We start from the raw sequence: 15,239 nt of genomic DNA, 5'->3' as shown, positions 1-15,239 counted from the left end.
CCGTCGCCTCGCCGGCCCGTCCGCGTGTGACGTGGCGGGCCGGCGAGAATCAGTTTCGCACGAAGACCCCTTGCCGGCTTACGGGCAGGGGCTGCCGTGATTCTGGTAGATCTCGTTGATCCGCGTCTCGATCTCCTCGGTGATCTTGAGATCCTGCGCGCCGAGATCGTGCTCGAGCTGGGAGAGCGATGTCGCGCCCAGGATCACCGAAGTGGTGAAGGGGCGGGTCTCGGCAAAGGCGATGGCGAGCTGCGAGGGCGACACACCAAGTTCCGCGGCAAGATCCACATAGGCGTTGATCGCTGCTTCGGCGCCCGGCTTCTCATAGCGCTGCAGACGGTTGAACAGCGTCTTGCGCGCGCCTTCCGGCAGCGCCCCGTCGCGGTACTTGCCGGTCAGGTACCCCTGGCCCAGCGCCGAATAGGCGAGCAGGCCGACCTGTTCGCGGTGGGCGATCTCGGCAAGGCCGGTCTCGAACGTCCGGTTGACGAAATTATAGGCGTTCTGGATCGAGGCGACGCGCGGCAGCCCCATCTTCTCGGCAATCGCCAGATAGCGCATGGTGCCCCAGGCGCTCTCGTTGGAAAGCCCGATGTGGCGCACCTTGCCGGCCTTCACCAGGTCGGCGAGCGCGGCCAGCGTCTCCTCGATGGCGATCTCGTCCTCGAGCGGCGCCGGGTCCTGCCAGATCGTCGGATTGGAGCCGAAGCCGGAGACATTCCGGTCTGGCCAGTGCACCTGATAGAGATCGACATGGTCGGTGCCGAGACGCTTCAGGCTCTTGTCGATGGCCTCTTCCACATGGGCGCGCGAAAGATTGGCCTTCACGCCGCCATCGCGGAACCAGGTGTTGTCGCTGCGTCCGACGATCTTGGTGGCGAGCACGACCTTGTCGCGGGTGCCGCGCGCCTTCATCCAGGTGCCGATGATTTCCTCGGTCCGCCCCTGGGTCTCCGCCTTGGGCGGGATCGGATAGAGTTCGGCCGCGTCGATCAGGTTGATGCCGCGATCGAGCGCGAGGTCGAGCTGGGCATGACCTTCGGCCTCGGTGTTCTGTTCGCCGAAGGTCATCGTTCCGAGCGACAGGCTCGAAACGGTAATGTCGGTGCGTCCAAGACGGCGCTGTTCCATGGGGGTCTGATGTCCTGATTGGGAGTGTCTTGCTTGGGAGCAATACGTAAGGGGCGACAATTTGACCCCGCCCCGGCCACAGGTCAACCGCGCGAGGCGGCCACCTCCTCGACAATTTTCACAAGACCGGGAAGGATGCCCTCGACGATGATCGCAACCCCCTTCGCGGTCGGATGCATGCCGTCAGGCAGCACCGTGTCCGCGGAGACCGGGATGCCGGCCAGAAAATACGGATAGAGCGCGACATCGTACTTCTGCGCCAGTTCGGGATAAATCGCGTCGAAGCCGCTGGCGTAGTCTTCGCCCATGTTGCGCGGCGCCTTCATGCCGGCGAGCAGCACCTTGATGCCGCGCTCCTTCAGCCGCGCGATGATGGCATCGAGATTGTCACGCGCCGCCTCGACCGGCAGCCCGCGCAGCGCGTCGTTGGCGCCAAGCTCGACGATGGCGATCTCCACCTCGTCGCCGATGGACCAGTCGAGCCGCGCGCGCCCGGCGCCGGTCGTGTCGCCGGAGACGGAGGCATCGATCACCCGCACGTCGTGGCCCCGTGCTGCCAGCGCCCGTTCGAGCTGCGCGTAGAAGGCATCCTCCGCGGGAAGCTGGTAGCCCGCCGACAGGCTGTCGCCGAAGGCCGCGATCACCACCGGCTCGGCCCGCGCCGCCCCGGTTGCCGCCGGCAGCAGCGACAGGGCGAGGCAAAGCGGCGCGAACGGTCTGAAAAGTGTAACGAAGCGTATCACCTGAAGCCTTCCTCTGGACGTCTGCGGGGGCATTCCCCATATCGCATGAAACCGCAAGCGGCGCCGGCACCCTTCGGCGCGCATCCGCCGTACCCGAGCGACATATAGGGCAGTGCATGACCGACCGGCCAGCTTCGGCGCCCCTGATTTCCCTTTCCGACGTGTATCTCAGCCTCGGCCATGGTGCCGGGCGGGTCGATATTCTCAAGGGCGTGGACCTCGAGATCGCCCGCGGACGCTCGCTCGGCATCGTCGGCCCCTCGGGTTCCGGCAAGTCGACGCTGCTGATGATCATGGCCGGCCTCGAGCGGGCCGACCGGGGCGTCGTGCGCGTCGGCGAAGCGGATCTCACCGCGCTTGGCGAGGATGACCTCGCCCGCTTCCGCGGCCGCGAGATCGGCATCGTCTTCCAGTCGTTCCACCTGGTGCCCAACATGACGGCGCTCGAGAACGTCGCCATTCCGCTGGAGCTTGCCGGCCGGCGGGACGCCTTCGCGCTCGCCGAGGCCGAGCTTGCCGCTGTTGGCCTCGCCGCACGTGCCCACCACTATCCCGCGCAGATGTCGGGCGGCGAGCAGCAACGCGTCGCCATCGCCCGTGCGCTCGTCACCCGCCCGCCACTGCTTCTGGCCGACGAGCCGACCGGCAACCTGGACGAGACGACCGGTGCACAGATCGTCGAGCTGATGTTCGCCGCCTGCGCCGAGCGCGGCATGACCATGGTGCTCGTCACCCATGACGCGGCCCTTGCCCGGCGCTGCGACGAGACGATCCGCGTGCGCGCCGGCCATATCGAGCGCCTCGAACCGGCAGGATCTCCCGCCGGAACGGAGGCGTGACAATGCACGGCACGGCGAGCCCGCCCGCCCCGCGGATCCCATCCCCCGCGCCCCGCAGGTCGCCACCGCTTTCCCTGGCGCTGCGCTTCGCCCTGCGCGAGATGCGCGGCGGCCTCAAGGGGTTCTATGTCTTCATCGCCTGCATCGCGCTCGGCGTGGCGGCGATCTCCGGCGTCACCTCTGTATCGCGTGCACTGGTCGAGGGCATCGCCGCCGAAGGCACCTCGATCCTGGGCGGCGACATCTCCTTCCGTCTCACCCACCGCCAGGCCGACGAGGCGGAGGCCGCCTACCTGCAAGGCCTTGGCCAGGTCTCGCGCATCGCCACCCTGCGCGCCATGGCCCGCGTTCCCGCAAGCGGCGACCAGACGCTGGTCGAGCTCAAGGCCGTGGACGACGCCTATCCGCTCTACGGTGCCATGCGCCTGTCCGACGGCGGAGACTTCCGCGCTGGTCTTGCCAGGCGCGACGGCGGCTTCGGCGTGCTCGTCGAGCCGGAGCTTCTTGTCCGCCTCGGGCTTGCCGAGGGCGACACGCTTCGCCTCGGCCGCGCCGACCTGAAGATTTCCGGCACCATCGCCGCCGAACCCGACCGGCTCAGCGACGGCATCAATTTCGGCCCCCGCGTCATCGTCTCGCAGCAAGCACTGGCCGAGACCGGGCTCGTCCAGCCCGGCAGTCTGGTGCGCTGGACCTACCGGGTGCGCCTTCCCGAGGGCACCGGCCTCGACGATATCCGCACCCTGAGCGAGGAGGCCAACCAGCGCTTCCCGCTTGCCGGCTGGCGTATCCAGTCGCGCGCCGAGGCCGCCCCGGGTCTCCAGCGCAACATCGGACGGCTTGCCCAGTTCCTCACCCTCGTCGGCCTCACCGCGCTCGTCGTCGGCGGCGTCGGCGTCGCAAACGCGGTGCGCTCCTATCTCGATGCCAAGCGCCCGGTGGTCGCCACCCTGCGCTGCGTCGGCGCCGATGGCGCCTTCGTCTTTCGCGTCTACCTGATCCAGATCCTGCTGCTCGCACTCGCCGGCATCGTCATCGGGCTTGCCATCGGCGCACTCATTCCCTTCGCCGCCGCCGGCGCGCTCGCCACGATCCTGCCGATCCATGCGGTCGCGAGCATCTACCCGCTGGAACTCGGTCTTGGCGCGCTCTACGGCGGGCTGACGGCGGTCACCTTCGCGCTCTGGCCGCTCGGCCGGGCCCATGACGTGCCGCCGCGCCTGCTGTTCCACGACGACGTCAGCGGCGAGAGCCGCTGGCCCCGCGCGCGCTACGTCGTGGCAACCGGCGTCGCCGTGCTGCTGCTCGCCTCCCTCGCGGTGGCGCTGTCGGGCGACCTGCGGGTCTCGCTCACCTATGTCGGCGCGACCCTTGCGGTTTTCGCGCTGCTTGCCCTGATCGCCCGGCTGATCATGGCGCTGGCCCGCCGCGCCCCGCGCGCCCGCTCCACCGGGCTGCGGCTTGCCGTCGGCAACATCCACCGGCCAGGCGCGCTGACGCCCTCCGTCGTGCTGTCCCTCGGCCTCGGCCTGTCGCTGCTGGTCACGCTGGCGCTGATCGACGGCAACCTGCGCCGCGAGCTCGGCGAGACCATCGCCGCCCAGGCGCCAAGCTTCTTCTTCCTCGACGTGCAGCAGAACGAGCGCGAGGCCTTCGACGCGCTCCTGGCGCGCGAGGCGCCGGGCGCGAAGATCGACGGCGCGCCGATGCTGCGCGGCCGCATCACCGCTGTGAACGACGTGCCCGCCGACGAACTCACCCCCGCCGAGGGCGGCGCCTGGGTCCTGCGCGGCGACCGGGGCATCACCTATTCCACCGACATCCCGGCCAACTCCAAGCTGACGGAAGGCGACTGGTGGCCGGCCGGCTACGGCGGCGAGCCGCTGGTCTCCTTCGAGGCCGACGCCGGCCGGGCGCTTGGCCTCAAGCTCGGCGACACGCTGACGGTCAATGTGCTCGGCCGCGCCGTCACCGCGCGGATCGCCAACTTCCGCCAGGTGGATTGGGAATCGCTCTCCATCAACTTCGTCATGGTGTTTTCGCCCAACACCTTCGCCGGCGCGCCACACACCCATCTGCGCACGCTGACCTACGCCGATGGCGGCGGCGAGACGCGGGAGCTGGCGCTGCTGAAGACGCTCTCCGATACCTTTCCGACCGTGACCGCGGTGCGCGTCAAGGACGCCATCGATCAGATCAACGGGCTCGTCGCCCAACTCGCCTGGGCGATAAGGGCGGCCGCCTCGGTCACCCTCGTCGCCTCCGTGCTGGTGCTCGCCGGGGCGCTCGCCGCCGGTCACCGGCACCGGGTGCATGACGCGGTGATCCTCAAGACGCTGGGCGCGACGCGGGCGCGGCTGATCGGCGCCTTCGCGCTGGAGTATGCGCTGCTCGGCCTCGTCACCGCGGCCTTCGCGGTGCTCGCCGGAACGCTTGCCGCCTCCTTCGTGCTGACCCGCGTGATGAACACGGGCTTCACCTTTCTGCCGGCCACCGCCGTCGGCGCGGCGCTTGCCGCACTCGTGCTGACGGTCGGCCTCGGCCTTGTCGGCACATGGCGCGTGCTCGGCCGCCGCCCCGCGCCGGTGCTGCGCAACCTCTGAGCTCAAGGCAAGGGCCCGCACCCCACCCTTGCAAATTGCACACACCGGCAAGTTTCGGGCAAGCATGTCGCCGCTTTCCCCGGAAACCTGGCCAATTGGCGGATAGCAAGGGTTTTCACAGCGTCTCGGACGGTTAAGATCGCGACCGGAACAAATGTGTCCCTCGAACGGGGGGCCGACCGACGCATATCGACCGGGAGACACACCAAATGACGACAGTCCGAAACCCGCTTCGGCGCCTTGCCGTGGCCGCCGCCCTCGCCGCGACCGCCTGGGCCATGCCGGCGCAGGCGGAATCGCCCTTCCACACCGGCGTCTGGCAGGTGAACGCTCCCACGGGTTCGCAAGGCCTTGTCGTCAGCGACTGGCTGGTCTTCGAGGAGGGCCTGCCCAAGCGCTGGCTCTACCGCAAGGCCGGCACCAACGACCAGAACCAGTTCGACTTCCTCACCCGCACCATCGGCGAGAGCGTCTATGCGCCGGTCGAGATCCGCGTCTACCGCACCGGCGAACACGAGATGAAGTACACCGTCTTCATCAAGGGCCAGGAGCCGGTCGAACTGTCCGCCAACCGTCTCTCGATCCCCAACTACAAGAACTCCTGCCTGTCGGTCGAGAACAAGAGCGAGCGTCTGTTCGGCAACTGGACGGGCACCACTGCCTCGTCGTTCAAGCGCATGCGCCTGACCAAGTCGAAACTCACCATCGACGGCCAGAGCCGCACCATCGAGGCCATGCCCGTGCGCGTCGGCCGCCTCGGCATCGTAGAGAACGGCCAGCCGATCGCCTTCCTCACCGACGGCGGCGGCGACTATGCCGTCGTCCAGTGGTTCAAGCCGGGCGTCGACGTCGCCACGATGCGGGATCCGAAGAAGGAGATCCTCGACTTCGCCCGCGAGGAGATCGTGCGTCAGCCGGGAGGCACCTGCGACAGGCAGATCAAGTCCCGCCTGAAGGCGATGAAATAACACGACACGGCGGGGCGAATGCCCCGACCGCGAGGCAAGGCCGCCCGGATCATCCGATCCGGGCGACCTTCGCGTTTTGCGCGAAAGGTCACGGTGCGTTTACCCCGCGCGAAACATGACGGCACCGGAATGCGAAAACGGCTTTTCGCCTCTTGTTCATGCCATTGAGCGTGTCCATATTCGGTAAGACGTGTGGGTCTTCGCGCCAGCGGTGTCCCTTGGGGCTGCGCGGATGACGCGAAAGCCCGGCATGTCGGACCCGCAATGGCGGGTCGAAACGCATCATGGCCATGGTTTTGCGGGTACGCCGACGGCGATCCGCGAGCATGGCGACGAGAGGGACAGAAAGGACACTCGATGTCGACCTTCGACCGCAATTCGAACCTTCGGTATTCTGCGGCCGGCGCGCGTGCCGAGGCCGGCGTCTATGATGAAGGCCTGCGCGCCTACATGCTGGGCGTCTACAACTACATGGCGCTGGGCCTCGGCATCACCGGCCTTGCCGCGCTCGCGACCTTCTATTTCGCGATTGACCAGTCCTCGGGCGGCATGGCGCTGACCCCGTTCGGTCAGGCGATCTATCTGAGCCCGCTCAAGTGGGTGGTCATGCTCGCACCGCTCGCCGCGGTGTTCTTCCTGAGCTTCCGCATCCAGAAGATGAGCGCATCGGCCGCGCAGACGACCTTCTGGGTCTATGCCGCGATCATGGGCGTATCGCTGTCGTCGATCTTCCTGGTCTTCACCGGTGGCTCGATCGCACGCGTGTTCTTCATCACCGCCGCATCCTTCGGCGCGTTGAGCCTTTATGGCTACACGACGAAGAAGGATCTGTCGGGCTGGGGTTCGTTCCTGTTCATGGGCCTGATCGGCATCGTCATCGCGTCGATCGTGAACATCTTCCTCGCCTCTTCGGCGATGCAGTTCGCCATCTCCGTGATCGGCGTCCTGGTGTTTGCGGGCCTCACCGCCTACGACACCCAGCAGATCAAGGAAATGTACTACGAGGGCGACAGCTCGGAGGTTTCGATCAAGAAGTCGGTCATGGGAGCGCTGCGCCTCTACCTCGACTTCATCAACCTCTTCCTGATGCTGCTGCAGCTCTTCGGCAACCGCGACTGAGGATGCCGACAGCCGCACCGCGCAACGCGGTCTGGCACCGAATGCAAAAAAGGGCGCGAGGGAAACCTCGCGCCCTTTTTCATTCTCCCGACGATTCATCACGCTGCCGGGGCATCGCGGCGACCGCTCGCCAGCCAGCCGAAGGCCCGCCGCCGGCCCCTTTCGCACCTGCGCTTTTGCCGCTCCGTCCAGCCGGATCTGCACTCCGTCCATTTTATTAAACCGTTGATTTTCATGGGCCGTTTCGCAATTGACGGGCCTTGAGACGCGCGCAATATCGCCGCCATCGCATTATCTATGGATGGATCGACATGTCTCGCGTGTTCCCCTTGCATACCCGGCGCGCTGCCGGCGTGGTTTCCCGCCGCGCGGCCGGCCTCCGCCTCGGCGTCAGCGCCGCCGCGGCCATGGTCCTGCTGCTTCCCGGCCTTGCCGCCGCCGAACCGATGCCGTCCGTCGACGAATACGCCGCCCAGTGGGGCCTCGGCATGATCGGCGCGAAGGCTGCCCATGACCGTGGCTACACCGGCTCGGGCGTCACCGTCGGCGTCGTCGACAGCGGCGTCCTGCCCCTGCATCCCGATCTTGTCGCCAACCTGTCCGATCTGTCCTATTCGGGCGTGACCGGCCTGCCGGTCGCAGCCGACGGCAACGGCCACGGCACCCATGTCGCCGGCACCATCGCCGCGACGCTCAACGGCGTTGGCATGGTCGGCGTCGCCCCGGGCGCAAAAGTCGCGCCGCTGCAGCTTGCCAACGACGCCGGCAACATCGATCAGGCGACGCTCGATCAGGTGGTCTCCAATGTCTATGCCTATGGCCTGGCCAACGGCATCGAGTTCTACAACAACTCCTGGGGCTCCGATCCGGTGATGCCGGCGTCCGGCCCCGATCTCGAGGCGGCGCGCCATTATTTCGAGGTCGAGAACCCGAATACGCTCGCCGCCTTCCGCTCCGCCGCCAACGCCGGCTCGGTGCTCGTCTGGGCCGCCGGCAACGACGGACTGGCAAGCGTTGCCTACGAGCCCGGTCTGCCGGTTCTCTATCCCGAGCTCCAGGCCAACTGGATCGCCGTCGCCGCCGTCGGCCAGACCGGCGAAGTCACCGACTATTCCAACCGCTGCGGCATCGCGGCCGCCTGGTGCCTTTCCGCCCCCGGCGGCGATGACGACCAGGAGAATGGCGGCATCTATTCGACCGCCAATGACGGCACCTACGTGCGCATGTCCGGCACCTCCATGGCCGCGCCGCATGTCACCGGCGCGCTCGCCATCGCCCGTCAGATGTTCCCCAACGCCAAGGCCACCGATCTGGCCCAGCTCGTGCTCGCCACGGCGACCGACGTGGGTGCCGCCGGCATCGACGACGTCTACGGCTGGGGCATCCTCAACCTCGACAACCTGACGTCGACGAGGGACGCGGCCACCGGTGCCGTCTATTCGCAGGGCGCCTTCGCCCAGACGCGCACCCTCGGCCAGATCGCCGACATCGCCGGCAACCTGTCGGGCAGCCTCGGCGGCGGCGATCCGGCGCCTGGCGGCGTCACGCTGTCCACCCACGGCGCGGCCCCGACGGCTGACATGCGCATGCGCTGGTGGTTGGCGCCGATGGCGGGCTTCACCCAGACCTCGGCAAGCGCCACCACCGCCTCGGCGATCACCCGCACCGGCGGCGCCATCACCGGCCTCGACTTCCGCCCATCCGAGGAAGTGCGCTTCGGCTTCGGCGTCGGCTTCAGCCAGTCGCGCACGGGCAGTGCCGGCAACAAGGTCAGCTCGACCGGCGTGCACGGCCTTGCCTATGCTGGCTATTCGACGGATGTCTGGTTCACGGACGGCGGCTTCGGCGTCAGCCGCTTCGAGACGAAGACCACCCGCTCGGGCATCGCCGGCCTCGGCGGCGCCGCCGCCGGCCTCACCGGCAAGAGCTCCGGCACCGATGTCGGCGCCTGGGGCAACGCGCGCGTCGGCATGACCTTCGCGACGCTCGCCGCGACGCTTCAGCCCTATGCCCAGGCGCGTGCCGTTCACCAGTGGCTCGGCTCCCAGTCCGAAAGCGGCGCCGGTATCTTCGGCCTGAGCGCGGCCTCCGCCACCACGATGCAGACCGACCTCGGCGCCGGCGTCCGCGTCACCGGCAATGCCCTCGCCCTCGGTGCCGGCGCGGAGCTGCGCCCGGTGGTCGATGTCGCCTACGCCCGCGCCATCGGCTCGCTCGGCGACAGCCGCTCGGTGACCATGCTGGGCTCGCCCGTCGCGGCAAGCGCCGTTGGCGTCGGGCGCGACATTGCCCGTCTCGGCGCAGGACTCACCTACACCGCCATGGACGGGCGTCTGAGCGGCAGTCTCGGCTACGCGGGCGAATTTCGCGCCCGGGCCACATCCCATGCCCTGAACGCAAGCATCGGCCTGCGGTTCTAGGCATTGCCGGCCGCTTCAGGCCGGCGTGCGTGACGTGCAACACCTGAAGCGGCGCATGCGCCGCTTCCTTTTTTTCATGTCCTGAAAAAGCCTCAAACCAGCGACAGATGCCGCTTCTTCTCGAAGACCCGCAACACCTGGGCAAGCTCGCCGCCGCGTTTCAGGATCGCCCCGCCGACGCCAACGACCGCATAGGCCCCCTGTCGACGCGCGTTCCGCGGCACCTTCTCGATGCGATAGAGCGGCATTTCCGAGCTGCGGCGGAAAATCGAGAACACCGCCCGGTCCTTCAGATGGTCGATCGCATAGTCGCGCCACTCGCCGGCGGCGACCTTCTGTCCGTAGACACGCAGGATCAGATCGAGCTCGCGCCGGTGAAATGCGGTGATGGGCAGGGGTGCCGGTCCCGACCGGTCGGGCGCGCCGTCGGCCCCCCGTCGTGCGGTTTCATCCTCGACCTCGCTCATGGCGCCTCCCGCATTTCGCCGCGTCATCCTCCCGTCATGATGGGCCGCGCCGCGCCGGCAATGCAAGCCTCGTTCTGGAATCCCCGGATTCAGCCGTTTCCGCCGGTTTTCGCGGCTCCTTCAAATTTCACAGTTTCGCCCCATTGCAGCCCATACCGCGCCATCTTGAGCGACGAAAAAAGCATGGTTGCAGAAGGAACCGCCGTGGAGCTTCGGAACGCAACAGCCCCCCAGCCCCCCGGGGTTTCGCGGCACAAGGATCCGGTTCTCCGACTGTCATGCAGTCGGTCAGGACACTGAATGCAACCGGAAGGGCCGGCCTTGAGCCGGCCCTTTTCCGTTTCCCCACCTCCCCGCTGTTCTCCTGGACAAAATTTCGCACCGTGGTTTCCGCAGCTTTTGTCGCGGCCCGATCGGCGCTATCATGTCCTCATGACCCTCGGCCTGACCTCCCTGCGCCCAGCGCGCGACAATGATGCCGAAGCGCTCGCCACCATCCATGAGGAGACCTGGCGGGCGACCTATCGCGGTGTCATCGACGGGCTTGAGCTGGAACGGATGATCTCCAAGCGCGGGCCGAAATGGTGGCGCACGGCGCTGGCCCGCGGGGTCCGCATCAAGGTCCTCTATGTGGCGGGAACGCCGGCCGGCTATGCCACCTTCGGCCGCAGTCGCATGCGCGAGCTTCCCTTCGAGGGCGAGATCTACGAGCTCTACGTGCGGCCCGACCACCAAGGCATGGGCTTTGGCACCGAGCTGTTCCAGGCCGCCCGCGCGGCACTGGAACGCACGCGGCTCTCCGGCCTCGCCGTCCGGGTCGTGCGTGACAATGAGGAAGCCGTGCGGTTCTACCACCACCGCGGCGGCCAGGTGCTGATGACCAGCCGCGAGCGCATCGCCCAGACCGCGCTCGACCTCACCGTCTTCGGCTGGTTCCCCGACGATCTGACCTGACGATCTCCCGCAAGGCCCCCAGCACTTGCGGTTGACGAGACGGACGACCGCCCGTCCCGTGCCTGCGGCCGTCCGCCAACTCAGCCCTTTGGCATCGCCTGCCGGCTCTCAGCCCTTTGCTTCGCCTGCCGGCTCTCAGTCCTTTGCGTCGCCTGCCGGCTCAGTCGCGCCCGTCGAGCAGACGCCGCGCGATCACCTGCGCCTGGATTTCGGCGGCGCCTTCGAAGATGTTGAGGATGCGCGCGTCGCAAAGCACCCGGCTGATCTGATATTCCAGCGCGAAGCCGTTGCCACCGTGGATCTGCAGCGCATTGTCCGCCGCCGCCCAGGCAACGCGGGCGCCGAGCAGCTTGGCCATGCCCGCCTCCAGATCGCAGCGCCGGCCGGAGTCCTTCTCCCAGGCGGAAAAATACGTGAGCTGGCGCGCGGCCATCAGTTCCGCCGCCATCAGCGCCAGCTTGTCCGACACGCGCGGGAAGGCGATCAGCGGCTTGCCGAACTGGATGCGCTCCTGCGCATAGCGCAGCCCCAGGTCGAGCGCCGCCTGCGCGACGCCAAGAGCCCGCGCCGCGGTCTGGATGCGGGCCGCTTCGAAAGTCTGCATGAGCTGCTTGAAGCCCTGCCCCTCGACCCCGCCGAGCAGGTTTTCCTGCGCCACCTCGAAGCCGTCGAAGGCGATCTCGTATTCCTTCATGCCGCGATAGCCAAGAACCTCGATCTCGCCGCCGGACATGCCCGGCGCGGGGAACGGATCCGCGTCCGTGCCGCGCGGCTTGGTCGCCAGGAACATCGAAAGTCCGCGATAGCCCGGCTCGGAGGGGTCGGTGCGCGCCAGCAACGTCATCACGTCGGCGCGCACGGGATGGGTGATCCACGTCTTGTTGCCATAGATCTTCCAGACATCCCCCTCGCGCACGGCCCGCGTCTTCAGCGAGGCAAGGTCGGAGCCGGTGTTTGGTTCGGTGAAGACGGCGGTCGGCAGCACCTCGCCCGTGGCGATCCTCGGCAGCCACTCCCGCTTTTGCGCCTCCGTTCCGCCGCACAGGATCAGCTCCGCCGCGATTTCCGAGCGGGTGCCGAGCGAGCCGACGCCGATATACGCGCGGCTCAGCTCCTCAGAAACCACGCACATGCTCTCCTTGCCGAGCCCCAGACCGCCGAACTCCTCGGGGATGGTCAGGCCGAAGACCCCAAGGTCGGCCATCTCGCCGATCACCTCGAGCGGGATGTAGTCGTTCCTCAGGTGCCAGTCATGGGCGAAGGGCTCGACCCGATCGGAGGCAAAGCGGCGCATCTCGCTGCGCACCTGCTCGTAGGTCTCGTCGAGCCCCGTGGCGCCGAACACCGAAACGCCCTGCTGCTGGCGGATCAGCTCGGCAAGCAGCGCGCGCACCTCGACCGTGTTGCCGCTCGCAACCAGCGTCACGACCGCATCCGTCTCGAAGCCGGCCGCCTCGCCGCGCGAGATGCCGAGATCGGCAAGACGCACGGTCTCGCCCTGGTTCATCGGGATGCCGCCGAAGATCTGCGCCAGATATTCCGCGAAGGCGAGGCGGACGATGCAATCTTCCGTCGCGCCGAAACGACCCGCCTCCCGCAGCCGGCCGGCATAGGCGTCGAGCTGCCGCAGCGCGCTCACATAGGTGGCAAGCCAGGCAAGACCATGGGCGGCACGCTGCTCGCGCTCCATCGCCTCGCCCGAGATCCGGCCGTTCTCGACGACACGGGCGCGTACGCGCTCCACCGCCAGCTCGAGAAGATCCGACACCGCGCCGACAGCCTCCGCCGTCAGCGTCTCCATCGGCCTGTCGGCGGCGTTCCCGGCCTGTCCGGCACTGTGCATCCTCTCACTCCCTCTCACCGCCCGGCGATCGTCGCGCCGCAACGCATGTCCGCTCGCGGCCCGGTTCGCCGATGCCGCTGGTGCTGCACCGCCCTCCGCGATGGTGCAGCGCACACAATATCGCGCCGACGCCGCGAAGCAATCCTCCAATTGACGAAGGCTTCGAGAAACTTTGTTGCGCGCCCGACGGTTTGGCCGGCACGGCCGGCCGCACCGCCTTGACGAGACCGGTCCGGCGCTTCAAAAGCCGTTGCATGCGCGTTTTTGCCCCCCTGCGTGCGGCCGCCACCATCCTGTGGGATGCGGTCAGCCACATGACCAACGACGATGGCTTCGCGCTGGCGAGCCACGTCGCGCTGTCCTCGCTTCTGGCGCTGTTTCCATTTCTGATCTTCGTGGCCGCGCTCACCGGTTTTCTCGGCATGGCCGACATGGCCGACAGGATCACCGCGCTGCTGTTCGACACCTGGCCGAAGCAGGTGGCCGGCCCCATCGCCAGGGAAATCCGCGTCGTGCTGACCGAGCCGCGCGGCGACGCGCTGACCTTCGGCATCGCGGTCACCCTGTGGTTCGCCGCCAATGGCGTCGACGCGCTGCGGGTGGCGCTGAACCGCGCCTATGGCGTGCTGGAATGGCGCGGCTATTTCCGGCTGCGGCTGCTGGCGATCGTCGGCGTCCTCGTCGGCTCCATCGTGCTGATCGTCTTCGGCTTCATGATCGTGCTCGCTCCGCTGGCCATCAAGGCGGCTGTGGCCGCCGCCCCGGTGCTCGAGGCCTTCATCTCCAGGCTCAACCTGTCGCGCTACGTCATCGCCACGCTGATGACCTTCGGCGGCCTTCTCGCGGTGCATCTGGTCCTGCCCGCCGGACGGATGCGCCTCATCGACGTGCTGCCCGGCATCGGCGTCACGCTGGCGCTGTGGCTGGCCTCGGGCGCGGCCTTCGGCGCCTATCTGGCGAGCTTCGCCAACTATGTTTCCACCTACGCCGGTCTTGCCGGCGTGATGACAGCGCTCGTCTTCCTCTACCTCGTGTCGCTATGCTTCGTCTTCGGCGGCGAATTCAACGCCGCGATCCTGCGCTGGCGGCGCGAGCGGGCCAAGACCCGCCTCGCCCCCGCGCCCTGAAACACCGTATCCCGGACACCGCGGCCCGGGATACGGCGAGGGCGTGGCTCACGCCGGCGCGCGGCGCGTGCCGATGCGCCTTTCGCGGATCATCAGCAGCGCCGCGACGACGAGCCCCGTGCCCAGGATCTGCAGCGGCACCAGCGTCTCGCCAAAGAGAAGGTAGCTTTCCACCGCGGTCGCCACCGGCACCAGGTAGAACAGGCTCGCCACCTTGGCGGCGCTGCCCTCGCGGATCAGCACCATCAGCAGCAGGATCGCGCCGAGCGAGAGCACCAGCACCAGCCAGGCCATCGCGAACAGCAGCTCTCCCGACCAGGTGATCTGCCAGCTTTCGGCAAGCGACAGTGGCGCGACCACGGCAAGCGCGCCGACATACTGGATCGCCGTCCCCGCGACGAGATCGACGCCGCCGGCAAAGCGCTTCTGATAGACCGTACCAAAGGCAATGCCGGCGACCGCGAGAAGGCAGATGCCGATGTTTTCCACGCTCAGCCCCGAGGCGACCGCGCCGAGCTTCGGCCCCATCACCAGCACCAGCCCCGCCGCGCCGACGGCCAGCCCCGCCCAGTGACGCCCGCTAACCCGCTCGCCCAGCATCGGCCCGGCGAGCAGCGCCGTCATCAGCGGCTGCAGGCCCAGCACCAGCGCCGTGATGCCCGCCGGCATGCCATGGGCGATGGCATAGAAGACGCCGCCCAGATAGACGCCGTGAATGAGCACGCCAGCGACCAGCCCGTGCAGCCAGCCACGCCCCGTGCGCGGCCATGTCACGCGGAACGCGACGGCAAGGCAGACGAGCACCGGCAGCACCAGCAGGAAACGGACCGTGAGGAAGGTGAAGGGCTCGATATAGGGCGCGCCGAGCTTCGAGCCGATGAAACCGGTCGACCACAGCAGAACGAAGATTCCGGGAGCTATCTTTGTGATCAGGTTACGCAAGGAAAATAAGGTCCTGTTTTATTTGACGTAGCGGCCGATAATTAAAAACTGCCAAGCTCCGCTGTTGCCGATTTGATCGGCAG

General features: G+C 67.7%; 12 protein-coding genes. 7 read left to right on the top strand and 5 right to left on the bottom strand.

Annotation, left to right across the window (positions count from 1 at the left end):
* Positions 1-78: 78 nt before the first annotated feature.
* Positions 79-1,131: an aldo/keto reductase gene (locus ACN0WF_RS04935; RefSeq protein WP_417771663.1), complete on the bottom strand. Its 1,053-nt coding sequence runs from the start codon at positions 1,129-1,131 to the stop codon at positions 79-81.
* 83 nt (positions 1,132-1,214) lie between these two features.
* A complete protein-coding gene (locus tag ACN0WF_RS04930) occupies positions 1,215-1,907 on the bottom strand; it encodes an arylesterase (RefSeq protein ID WP_417771662.1) in 693 nt (230 codons plus the stop codon).
* Positions 1,908-1,990: 83 nt separating this feature from the next.
* Between ACN0WF_RS04930 and ACN0WF_RS04925 the strand changes: the two genes are divergently transcribed.
* The 5 genes from ACN0WF_RS04925 to ACN0WF_RS04905 all read left to right on the top strand — a co-directional run bounded on the left by ACN0WF_RS04925 (position 1,991) and on the right by ACN0WF_RS04905 (position 9,823).
* Complete coding sequence (locus tag ACN0WF_RS04925; RefSeq protein WP_417771661.1) at positions 1,991-2,713, top strand: ABC transporter ATP-binding protein; 723 nt, start codon at positions 1,991-1,993, stop codon at positions 2,711-2,713.
* A 2-nt stretch (positions 2,714-2,715) separates the two neighbouring features.
* A complete protein-coding gene (locus tag ACN0WF_RS04920) occupies positions 2,716-5,316 on the top strand; it encodes an ABC transporter permease (RefSeq protein WP_417771717.1) in 2,601 nt (866 codons plus the stop codon).
* Positions 5,317-5,525: 209 nt separating this feature from the next.
* Positions 5,526-6,284 (top strand): hypothetical protein, encoded by a 759-nt coding sequence (locus ACN0WF_RS04915; RefSeq protein WP_417771660.1) that lies wholly within the window; start codon positions 5,526-5,528, stop codon positions 6,282-6,284.
* A gap of 357 nt (positions 6,285-6,641) precedes the next feature.
* A complete protein-coding gene (locus ACN0WF_RS04910; RefSeq protein WP_417771659.1) occupies positions 6,642-7,403 on the top strand; it encodes a Bax inhibitor-1/YccA family protein in 762 nt (253 codons plus the stop codon).
* 311 nt (positions 7,404-7,714) lie between these two features.
* Positions 7,715-9,823, top strand: coding sequence for a S8 family peptidase (locus ACN0WF_RS04905; protein WP_417771658.1), 2,109 nt, complete (start codon positions 7,715-7,717; stop codon positions 9,821-9,823).
* A 92-nt stretch (positions 9,824-9,915) separates the two neighbouring features.
* Here ACN0WF_RS04905 and ACN0WF_RS04900 read toward each other — a convergent pair whose 3' ends face one another.
* On the bottom strand, positions 9,916-10,290 hold the full coding sequence (locus ACN0WF_RS04900; protein WP_417771657.1) for a DUF2794 domain-containing protein: 375 nt from the start codon (positions 10,288-10,290) through the stop codon (positions 9,916-9,918).
* A gap of 432 nt (positions 10,291-10,722) precedes the next feature.
* Between ACN0WF_RS04900 and ACN0WF_RS04895 the strand changes: the two genes are divergently transcribed.
* The gene (locus tag ACN0WF_RS04895; RefSeq protein WP_417771656.1) at positions 10,723-11,244 is read left to right on the top strand and encodes a GNAT family N-acetyltransferase; all 522 of its coding nucleotides are present in this window, start codon (positions 10,723-10,725) and stop codon (positions 11,242-11,244) included.
* Positions 11,245-11,404: 160 nt separating this feature from the next.
* On the opposite strand, the gene ACN0WF_RS04890 is transcribed toward ACN0WF_RS04895, so the two are convergent.
* Positions 11,405-13,087, bottom strand: coding sequence for an acyl-CoA dehydrogenase family protein (locus ACN0WF_RS04890; RefSeq protein ID WP_417771655.1), 1,683 nt, complete (start codon positions 13,085-13,087; stop codon positions 11,405-11,407).
* Positions 13,088-13,341: 254 nt separating this feature from the next.
* Here ACN0WF_RS04890 and ACN0WF_RS04885 point away from each other — a divergent pair, with 254 nt between their 5' ends.
* On the top strand, positions 13,342-14,214 hold the full coding sequence (locus tag ACN0WF_RS04885) for a YihY/virulence factor BrkB family protein (RefSeq protein WP_417771654.1): 873 nt from the start codon (positions 13,342-13,344) through the stop codon (positions 14,212-14,214).
* 48 nt (positions 14,215-14,262) lie between these two features.
* On the opposite strand, the gene ACN0WF_RS04880 is transcribed toward ACN0WF_RS04885, so the two are convergent.
* On the bottom strand, positions 14,263-15,156 hold the full coding sequence (locus ACN0WF_RS04880; protein WP_417771653.1) for a DMT family transporter: 894 nt from the start codon (positions 15,154-15,156) through the stop codon (positions 14,263-14,265).
* Positions 15,157-15,239: the final 83 nt, after the last annotated feature.

This window comes from Stappia sp., assembly GCF_048268045.1.
Taxonomy (GTDB): Bacteria; Pseudomonadota; Alphaproteobacteria; order Rhizobiales; family Stappiaceae; genus Stappia.
This window is presented reverse-complemented; position numbering and strand designations above follow the sequence as displayed.